Origin of the sequence: Agromyces binzhouensis, from assembly GCF_004135055.1 — a bacterium.
Taxonomy (GTDB): domain Bacteria; phylum Actinomycetota; class Actinomycetes; order Actinomycetales; family Microbacteriaceae; genus Agromyces; species Agromyces binzhouensis.
Genome location: NZ_SDPL01000091.1, coordinates 1 through 9,351, shown reverse-complemented (window position 1 = coordinate 9,351; position 9,351 = coordinate 1). Strand labels below are relative to the sequence as shown.

The 9,351-nt window shown below is 72.7% G+C and carries 11 protein-coding genes; 10 read left to right on the top strand and 1 reads right to left on the bottom strand.

The annotated features are described in order from the left end of the window. Positions 1–53 precede the first annotated feature (53 nt). From xerD to ESO86_RS06670, 9 genes are read left to right on the top strand one after another with little or no spacing between them, the layout of a single operon-like run. The gene (gene xerD, locus ESO86_RS06710; RefSeq protein ID WP_129234200.1) at positions 54–995 is read left to right on the top strand and encodes a site-specific tyrosine recombinase XerD; all 942 of its coding nucleotides are present in this window, start codon (positions 54–56) and stop codon (positions 993–995) included. A 45-nt stretch (positions 996–1,040) separates the two neighbouring features. After that, positions 1,041–1,928 carry a ParA family protein gene (locus ESO86_RS06705; RefSeq protein WP_129234199.1) on the top strand — a complete coding sequence of 296 codons (888 nt, stop codon included), beginning with the start codon at positions 1,041–1,043 and terminating at the stop codon, positions 1,926–1,928. Continuing rightward, on the top strand, positions 1,912–2,796 hold the full coding sequence (locus ESO86_RS06700; RefSeq protein ID WP_422836480.1) for a segregation and condensation protein A: 885 nt from the start codon (positions 1,912–1,914) through the stop codon (positions 2,794–2,796). The genes ESO86_RS06705 and ESO86_RS06700 overlap by 17 nt, the downstream gene beginning before the upstream one ends. Further along, positions 2,786–3,502, top strand: coding sequence for an SMC-Scp complex subunit ScpB (scpB, locus tag ESO86_RS06695; RefSeq protein WP_129234197.1), 717 nt, complete (start codon positions 2,786–2,788; stop codon positions 3,500–3,502). The genes ESO86_RS06700 and scpB overlap by 11 nt, the downstream gene beginning before the upstream one ends. Then, positions 3,489–4,286: a pseudouridine synthase gene (locus ESO86_RS06690; RefSeq protein ID WP_129234196.1), complete on the top strand. Its 798-nt coding sequence runs from the start codon at positions 3,489–3,491 to the stop codon at positions 4,284–4,286. Before scpB ends, ESO86_RS06690 begins: the two co-directional genes overlap by 14 nt. Continuing rightward, complete coding sequence (locus tag ESO86_RS06685; RefSeq protein ID WP_129234195.1) at positions 4,287–5,369, top strand: prephenate dehydrogenase; 1,083 nt, start codon at positions 4,287–4,289, stop codon at positions 5,367–5,369. Continuing rightward, complete coding sequence (gene cmk / locus ESO86_RS06680; RefSeq protein ID WP_422836479.1) at positions 5,366–6,061, top strand: (d)CMP kinase; 696 nt, start codon at positions 5,366–5,368, stop codon at positions 6,059–6,061. Before ESO86_RS06685 ends, cmk begins: the two co-directional genes overlap by 4 nt. Before the next feature lie 50 nt (positions 6,062–6,111). Then, the gene (der, locus tag ESO86_RS06675) at positions 6,112–7,623 is read left to right on the top strand and encodes a ribosome biogenesis GTPase Der (protein ID WP_129234194.1); all 1,512 of its coding nucleotides are present in this window, start codon (positions 6,112–6,114) and stop codon (positions 7,621–7,623) included. A gap of 46 nt (positions 7,624–7,669) precedes the next feature. Further along, complete coding sequence (locus tag ESO86_RS06670; protein WP_129234193.1) at positions 7,670–7,954, top strand: DUF167 domain-containing protein; 285 nt, start codon at positions 7,670–7,672, stop codon at positions 7,952–7,954. On the opposite strand, the gene ESO86_RS06665 is transcribed toward ESO86_RS06670, so the two are convergent. After that, positions 7,878–8,675, bottom strand: coding sequence for a YqjF family protein (locus ESO86_RS06665; RefSeq protein ID WP_340638838.1), 798 nt, complete (start codon positions 8,673–8,675; stop codon positions 7,878–7,880). The genes ESO86_RS06670 and ESO86_RS06665 overlap by 77 nt on opposite strands. An 85-nt stretch (positions 8,676–8,760) precedes the next feature. Between ESO86_RS06665 and ESO86_RS06660 the strand changes: the two genes are divergently transcribed. Then, on the top strand, positions 8,761–9,351 hold a 591-nt coding region (locus ESO86_RS06660), incomplete at its 3' end, for a CHAD domain-containing protein (RefSeq protein WP_165307431.1).

Below are 9,351 nucleotides of genomic sequence, written 5' to 3'. Positions count from 1 at the left end.
GCCGCGGCCGCGCGCGCCCGGGGCTGGGTGACGCTCGGGCCCGCCGACGCACCGTGGCCCGCGCACCCGAACCACAGGCCGGCCGCCGGGTGAGCTCGCGCGCGGTCGACGACTACCTGCGCCACCTCACGGTGGAGCGAGGACTCGCGCGCAACAGCCTCGCCTCGTACCGTCGCGATCTCGCGATCTACACCGACTGGCTGGCGGCCGCGGGCATCGCCGCACCGGAGGCCGCCGCCGAGGCCGACCTGTCGGCCTTCGTCCGCTACCTCGGCTCCGAGCGGGAACCGACCCTCGCGGTCTCGTCGATCGCGCGGGTGCTCTCCGCGGTGCGCGGCCTGCACCGCTTCCTCGCCGAGGAGGGGCGCACGCCGACCGACCCCGCGAAGGACCTCCGCCCACCGAAGCTGCCCATGCGGCTGCCGAAGGCGATCCCGGTCGAACAGGTCGCCGCGATCATCGAGGCCGCGCGCGTGGGCGACGAGGTCATCGCGCTGCGGGACGTCGCGCTGCTCGAGCTGCTCTACGCGACGGGCGCGCGCGTCTCCGAGGCCACCGCCCTCAACGTCGACGACCTCGTCGACGAGGAGGTCGTGCGACTCTTCGGCAAGGGGGGCACCGAGCGCATCGTCCCGGTCGGCAGCTACGCGAGGGCCGCACTCGACGCCTACCTCGTGCGCGCCCGCCCCGTGCTCTCGAAGCGGGGGAGCGCGACCCCCGCCCTCTTCCTCGGCGCCCGCGGCAGGCGGATGTCGCGACAGGCCGTCTGGCAGGTGCTGCAGGATGCCGCGGAGCGTGCCGGGGTCGAGGCATCCGTCTCGCCGCACACCCTGCGCCACTCGTTCGCGACCCACCTGCTCGCGGGAGGTGCGGACGTGCGCGTCGTCCAGGAGCTCCTCGGGCACGCCTCCGTGTCCACGACCCAGATCTACACGCTGGTCACGGCCGATACACTCCGGGAGATGTACACGGTCGCCCACCCTCGCGCTCGTTAGAATCGACCAAGCATTCCGGAATCGACGGGGAGAGAGAGCCGCACTGTGACCTACGAACACGACCCGGCGGACGGCACCGCCACGCTGGAGTCGTCGGACCTGGGTCCCACCGGCCGCCCCGCTCGCGAGTTCCCGGAACCCGCGCCGATCCGATCGCACGGACCGGCCCGGATCATCGCGCTCTGCAACCAGAAGGGCGGCGTCGGCAAGACCACGACGACGATCAACCTCGGTGCGGCGCTCGCCGAGTACGGCCGCCGCGTGCTCGCGGTCGACTTCGACCCGCAGGGTGCGCTCTCGGCGGGCCTCGGCGTGCAGACGCACGACGTCCCGACGGTCTACGACCTGTTGCTCAGCCGCAGCGTGGCGCCGGCCGATGCGATCCAGCGCACCGGCGTCGAGGGGCTCGACGTGATCCCGGCCAACATCGACCTCTCCGCGGCCGAAGTGCACCTCGTGACCGAGGTCGCGCGCGAGCAGATCCTCGCGGGCGTGCTCCGCAAGGTGTCGGCCGACTACGACGTGATCCTGATCGACTGCCAGCCCTCGCTCGGCCTGCTCACCGTGAACGCCCTCACGGCGAGCCACGGCGTGGTCATCCCGCTCGAGTGCGAGTACTTCGCGCTGCGCGGGGTCGCGCTGCTCATCGAGACGATCGACAAGGTGCGCGACCGGCTCAACCCCGCCATCACGCTCGACGGGATCCTCGCGACCATGTACGACGCACGAACGCTGCACTCACGCGAGGTGCTCGAGCGCGTCGTCGACGCGTTCGACGAGAAGGTGCTCGAGACCGTGATCACGCGCACCGTGAAGTTCCCGGATGCCACGGTCGCCGCGACGCCGATCACGGAGTTCGCGCCCGAGCACCCCGCTGCGCGGGCATACCGTCAGCTCGCGAGGGAGCTGGTCGACCGTGGCGCGGTCGCCTGAACCCAGCGCGGCGGAGGCGGTCGGCCAGGCGGGCGGGACGGACGGGGCGCCCGCAGCAGGCGAGGCCGGCGAGACCGGCACCGAGCCGGAGTTCCGCGTCGCGCTGTCCAACTTCGAGGGCCCGTTCGACCTGCTCCTCTCGCTCATCGCCAAGCACGAGCTCGACATCACCGAGGTGTCGCTCTCCGCGGTCACCGACGAGTTCATCGCGTACCTCCGCCGCATCGAGACCGATGAGGACCTCGACCGCGCGAGCGAGTTCCTGGTCGTCGCGGCCACGCTGCTCGATCTCAAGGTCGCGGGGCTGCTGCCGCAGGGGGAACTCGTCGACGCGGAGGACGTCGCCCTGCTCGAGGCGCGCGACCTGCTCTTCGCTCGCCTGCTGCAGTACCGGGCGTTCAAGGAGGCGGCGCGCTGGTTCGGCGGCCGCATCGAGGTCGAGTCGCGGCGGCACGCGCGGACGGTCAAGCTGGAGGAACGGTTCCGCCAGCGGACTCCCGAACTGCGGTGGACGCTCGGTCCCGCCGACTTCGCCGCCCTCGCCACGCTGGCGCTCACGCCGCGCGAACTGCCGACCGTCGGCCTCGACCACCTCCATGCGCCGCTCGTGTCGATCCGCGAGCAGGCCGCGCACGTCGTCGCCGTGCTCCGGCGCGGCGGGGCGGTCACCTTCCGCCGACTGATCGCGGGCGTCGACCGGCCGGGCGTCGTCGTCGCCCGGTTCCTCGCGGTGCTCGAGCTCTACCGCAACGACGCGATCGGCTTCGAGCAGCTCGAACCGCTGGGCGAGCTCACGCTGCGATGGGCCGCGAACGACACCTGGTCAGACGACCGACTGGACAGCCTGGGAGCCGACTATGACGAGTGAGACGGATGGCACGACGCCGACAGACGGTGCGACGCCGACGGACGGCGTGACGGACGACCGACCGGAGGTCTCGGTCGCGACCCCGCTCGACGTCCCCGGCCAGCCCCGCCTCGACCTCGACCGCGCGATCGAGGCGCTGCTGTTCATCGCCGACGAGCCGCAGGGCATCGTGCACCTCGCCGCGGCCGTCGCACGTCCCATCGCCGAGGTGAAGGCGTCGATCGCACGCCTCGTCGCGGACTACGACGGCGGGGCGCCGTCGGGCGAGCCGCGGACCGACGCGGGGGAGCGGCCCGCGGCCGGAGGCATCCGTCGCGCCTTCGAACTCCGCGAGGTCGGCGGCGGCTGGCGCTTCTACGCGCGCTCCGAGTACGACGCGCTCATCACCGACGCGGTGCTCGCGCAGACCTCGACGAAGCTGTCGCAGGCCGCGCTCGAGACGCTCGCGGTCATCGCCTACAAGCAGCCGATCTCGCGATCCTCGATCGCGTCGATCCGCGCCGTCAACGTCGACTCCGTCGTCCGCACGCTGTACGGTCGCGGACTCATCGCCGAGGTCGACACCGACGACGAGACGGGCGCGATCCTGTACGGCACGACCGAGCTGCTGCTCACGAACCTCGGCATCGCGTCGCTCGACGACCTGCCGCCGATCTCGCCGCTGCTCGACGGCGGCCAGGAGGGATTCGACCGTGACCTCGTCTGACCGGCCGGGAGACCCGGGTGCCGCACCCGAGGGGGTCCGGCTGCAGAAGGCGCTCGCCGCGGCCGGCGTCGCCAGCCGACGCGTCGTGGAGAACCTGATCGTCGAGGGTCGCATCGAGGTGAACGGCCGGGTCGTGACCGAGCTCGGCACCCGCATCGACCCGCTCGCCGACAAGGTGTCCGTGGACGGCGTCGCGGTGCAGCTCGACCAGGAGAAGCGGTACTTCATGCTCAACAAGCCGCGCGGGGTCGTCTCGACGATGCGCGACGAGCAGGGGCGGCCCGACCTGCGACGCTTCACGGACTCGCTCGACGTGCGCGTGTTCAACGTCGGCCGCCTCGACGGCGACACCAGCGGGCTGCTGCTGCTCACCAACGACGGCGATCTCGCGCACGTGCTCGCACACCCGTCGTTCGGCGTCGAGAAGACGTACATCGCGAAGGTGGCCGGGCGGATGACCCCGCAGACGGTGCAGCGGCTGAAGCGCGGCGTCGACCTCGACGACGGTCCGATCCGCGCCGACCGCGCGAAGATCCTCCAGGCGCAGGGCGACCAGCGCCACACGATGGTCGAGGTCACGCTGCACTCGGGTCGGAACCGGATCGTGCGTCGCATGCTCGACGCCGTCGGCCACCCGGTCGTCGAGCTCGTGCGCCGGCAGTTCGGCCCCCTGCACCTCGGCACGCTGAAGTCGGGCGCGGTGCGCGAGTTGACTAGAGTCGAACTCGGCCAGCTGCTCACCATCGTGCGCGCGGCGGACGCCGAGCGGAAGGGGAACGGGTAGGTGGTCGAGTCACGGCTCATCGGACCGGTGCGCGTCGTCGGCGCCGGCCTGCTCGGCACGAGCGTGGCGCTCGGGCTCCGGACGCGCGGCATCGACGTGATCCTCGCCGACGCCTCGCCGACGCACGTCGCGATCGCCGTCGACCTGGGCGCCGGCCGACCCGCGAAGGCCGACGACGCGCCGCAGCTCATCGTGGTGGCGGTGCCGCCGGATGTCACGGCATCCGTCGTCGCGGCGGAGCTCGCCGCATTCCCCGAGGCGATCGTGACGGATGTCGCGAGCGTCAAGGCCGGCATCCTCGCGGAGCTCGAGGCCGCCGGCGCCGACGTGTCGCGCTACATCGGCTCGCACCCGCTCGCCGGCCGCGAGCGCGGGGGACCCCTCGCCGCCCGGGCCGACCTGTTCGCGGGCCGCCCGTGGGTGGTCGCCGCGCACGACGAGATCAGCTACCGCCGTGCCAGCGCGATCGACGACCTCATCCTCGACCTCGGGGCGACGCTCGTCGAGATGACGCCCGAGGAGCACGACGCGGGCGTCGCGCTCATCTCGCACGTGCCGCAGGTCGTCTCGAGCATCATGGCGCGCAGGTTCCTCGACGCCCCGAACGCGGCGCTGGGGCTCGCCGGCCAGGGCGTTCGCGACGTGACCCGGGTCGCGGCGAGCGACCCCGACCTGTGGGTGCAGATCCTCGGAGCGAACGCCTCGCCGGTGCGTGACATCCTCCTCGCGTACCGTGACGACCTCGACCGCTTCATCGAGGCGCTCGCCGACCCCGCCGCGCCCGGTGCGCGTCGCCGCGTCGCCGAGGAGCTCACGGGCGGCAACACGGGCGTCGCGCGCCTGCCCGGCAAGCACGGCACCGACAAGCGCTTCACGACGATCGTCGTGATGATCGACGACCGGCCGGGCCAGCTCGCTCGGCTCCTCGCCGAGATCGGCGAGATCGGCGTGAACCTCGAAGACCTCCGCCTCGAGCACTCGCCGGGCCGCCAGGTCGGCCTCGCCGAGGTGCAGGTCGTCCCCGAGGCGGCCGATCGACTGACCACCGAGCTGGCCGACCGCGGCTGGCGGATCGCAGGATGACCATGCAGCACGATCCCGTCCACCCCGTCGTCGTCGCCGTCGACGGTCCCGCCGGCAGCGGCAAGTCGAGCGTCTCCAAGGAGGCCGCCCGACGCCTCGGCTGGGGCTTCCTCGACACGGGCGCCGCCTACCGGGCGCTCGCGTGGCACGCGATCGCCTGCGGTGTCGACACGGCCGACGCGGCATCCGTCGTCTCGTGCCTCGACTCGTTCGACTACCGCATCGGCACCGACCCGACCGGCTACACCGTGCACGTCGGCTCGACCGACGTCACGCAGGCGATCCGCGAGCCCGGGATCTCGGGCGTCGTGAGCCAGGTCGCCCGGGTCCCCGAGGTGCGCGCCCACCTCATCGAGCTGTTCCGGGCGATCATGGCCGGCGAGCGGCGCGGCGGGATCGTCGTCGAGGGACGGGACATCACCACCGTCGTCGCGCCGGACGCCCCGGCGCGCATCCTGCTCACCGCCTCGGAGGAGGTGCGGATGGCGCGCCGCTCGGCGGAGCTCGTCGGCCACTCGGCTGCGACGACCGGCCAGCAGTTGCGCGCGCGCGACGAGGCGGACTCGAAGGTCGTCGACTTCATGAACGCCGCGGACGGCGTCGTCACCGTCGACTCGACGGACCTCGACTTCGACGAGACCGTGGAGGCGGTGCTCGCCGTCATCCGGGACGCTCAGGTTCGAACTGGTTGAATAGACAGGTTGTGCGCTCGCGCGCGACCCCGAGACACCCAGGAGTTGGAATGACCGATCGCGACGACGAGTTCGACGCCCCCGAGGACGACCTCGCCGAGCGCCTGGCCGGCGTCGACGAGGAGCTCGCCGAGCAGCGCGCCGCCGCCCTCCGGTCGGGCCTCGACGACTACGACCTGGAGGACGAGGACCTCGACCTGCTCGAGCTCTCCGAGGAGGGCGAGGAGGGCATCCGCTACCTCCCGGCGCTGCCGGTCATCGCCATCGTCGGCCGCCCCAACGTGGGCAAGTCGGCGCTCGTCAACCGCATCCTCGGCCGCCGCGAGGCCGTCGTCGAGGACACGCCGGGCGTGACCCGCGACCGCGTGTCGTACAAGGGCGAGTGGCTCGACCGCCGCTTCACGCTCGTCGACACGGGCGGCTGGGAGCCCGATGCGAAGGGCATCGACGCGTCCGTCGCCGCGCAGGCCGAGGTCGCGATCGACCTCTCCGACGTGGTGCTGTTCGTGGTGGACGCGACCGTGGGCGCGACCGCGACCGACGAGCACGTCGTCCGGCTCCTCCGCAAGACGAAGAAGCCCGTCTTCCTCGTCGCGAACAAGGTCGACGACGCCCGCCAGGAGCCCGAGGCCGCCGCGCTCTGGAACCTCGGCCTCGGCGAGCCGTACCCGGTCTCCGCGCTGCACGGGCGCGGGGTCGCCGACATGCTCGAAGAGGTGTTCAAGGTCCTCCCGCAGGTCTCGGCCGTCGCGAAGGACGAGTTCGGCGGTCCTCGCCGGGTCGCGATCCTCGGCCGACCGAACGTGGGCAAGTCGAGCCTGCTGAACAAGGCCGCCCGCGAGGAGCGCGTCGTCGTCAACGACCTCGCCGGCACCACGCGCGACCCGGTCGACGAGCAGATCGAACTCGGCGGCAAGGTCTGGCGGTTCGTCGACACGGCCGGCATCCGGCGCCGCGTGCACCTGCAGCAGGGCGCCGACTTCTACGCGTCGCTGCGCACGCAGGCCGCGCTCGAGAAGGCCGAGGTCGCGGTCGTGCTCCTCGACGTCTCCCAGCCGATCTCCGAGCAGGACGTCCGCATCATCGACCTCGTGCTCGAGTCGGGTCGCGCACTCGTCCTCGCGTACAACAAGTGGGACCTGCTGGACGACGACCGTCGTCGCTACCTCGAGCGCGAGATCGAGCAGGACCTGCACCACGTGCAGTGGGCCCCGCGCGTGAACATCTCCGCGAAGACCGGTCGTCACCTCGAGAAGCTCGTTCCCGCCCTGGAGACCGCGCTCGAGTCGTGGGACACCCGCATCCCCACCGGCAAGTTCAACGCGTTCCTCACCGAGCTCGTCCAGGCCCACCCGCACCCGCTGCGGGGCGGGAAGCAGCCGCGCATCCTGTTCGGCACCCAGGCCTCGACGCGTCCGCCGACGTTCGTGCTGTTCACGACGGGGTTCCTCGACCCCGGCTACCGCCGGTTCATCCAGCGGCGCCTGCGCGAGATCTACGGCTTCGTGGGCACGCCCATCGTGACGAACATGCGCGTGCGCGAGAAGCGCCAGCGGGCGTAGCCGCCTGACGACCTGCCGAGCGGATGTCCCGACGAACGCGAGCGCGATGGAGCTGACCGTGCGCGTGAAGCCGGGCAGCCGTCGGGGGCCGCTCGTCGTGCCGACGCCGGACGACCCCGCGGCATCCGTCACCGTGCACGTGCGCGAGCGCGCCGTCGACGGAGCCGCCAACGCGGGCGTCGTCGCGGCGCTCGCGGCGCACTTCGGAGTGCGCCGGGGCGACGTCGAGATCGTTCGCGGGCACGCCGCGCGGATCAAGCGGGTGCGGGTCGACGGCGTGCCACCGGCTGGAGGCGCCACGACTGCGCCTCGATCGCCTGCGGTCGGCTGAACGCCGTCGCCACGCCTGTCGAGGCCAGCACCGAGTCGGGTGGGCGTTCCGCGAGGTCGCCGAAGCCGGTGGCCGCGAGGAGCTCGTCGTCGAGTTCGAGGAGCTCGGCTCGCGAGAGGGGCCACGGATCGTGCGCGTTCCGCGCCCAGACGGTGCGTCCGAGGTGCTGCTCGTGGAAGCCCCACCGCGCGGTGAGGAACCGCGCGAGCGCCGCATCGGGCGCGTCAGCGGCCACGGGTTCGCCGAGCCGCGCGCGGATGCGGGTCGACGGACCGCCGGGCCCTCGGCGCCGGCTCCGGAAGTCGAGCTCGTGGCCCGAGGCGTCGATCCGGTGCACGACGCGTGAACTCGCCCAGTGGTAGGGGAGGCCGAACGCGAGTCGCGCGGCGATGACCGGGAGCAGCCGGCCCGCCTCCAGCGTCCGGAAGACCACGCCGCGCCGGCCGTCGCGGTCCACCGAGTAGAGGCGCACGTTCACCTCGACGAAGGTTCCGAGGCGGTGCATCGTCGGCAGTGGCGGGAAGCGCGTGTCGGCGAGCACGAACGGGATGAGGCCGACCCAGGTCACGCCGTCGAGGACGTCCGGTCGGGTCCCCGCGGGCAGGTACGGCGCGACACGCGCGGGATCGGTGCGCCAGTGCAGGAAGACGAGGTCGCGCCAGCGCTGCTCGACGACGATGCGGCCGGGCAGCGGCGGGCTCTCGATCGGCAGTCCCTGCACGATGCCATCCTCGCGCGCGGAGCGGTGCCGCCGGAAGGGCCTCGCGCGGTTGACGCGGCACTGCGGCCCGCCGGACGATGGTCGAGTGGAGCCAGCACACGGCGGGCCGGGGCGGGCGGAGCGCCGCGCCGATGCCGGCGCCGACGCCGACGCCGACGCCGATGCCGGCATGGCGGTGGTCGCGGCTCTCATCGCCGTGCAAGACCGGTTCCACGAGTTCCTGCCGCGTGCGTTGGGTGACGAGCCCGACGCTCTGCACCAGCTCCGCACGAACGTGCGCAGGCTGCGGAGCGTGCTCGGGGCGTACGGTGCCGTGTTCGACGAAGCGGTCGCGACGGAGCTGCGACGGCGGCTCCGCGAACTCGGCCGGGAACTCGGAACGGTGCGCGACCTCGAGGTGCGCGTGCAGGTCGCCGAGGCGGCCATCGCCGACGCCGACGAGGCGGGTCGGTTCGCGTCAGACGCCGAGCGGGAGCGCGTGCGCGCCGTTCTGGTCGACGACGAGCGGACCGCGCACGATCGCGCGCACGCGAGGTTCGTCGAGCGGCAGGCGCTGCCTCGGGCGGCCCACCGCATCGAGGAACTCGACCGCGTCCTCGCGGAGCCGCCGTTCAGCGAGAGGGCGGGCCGCGAGGCGGCCGCCGAGCTCGCGAGGCTGCTCGACCGTGAGGCCGGC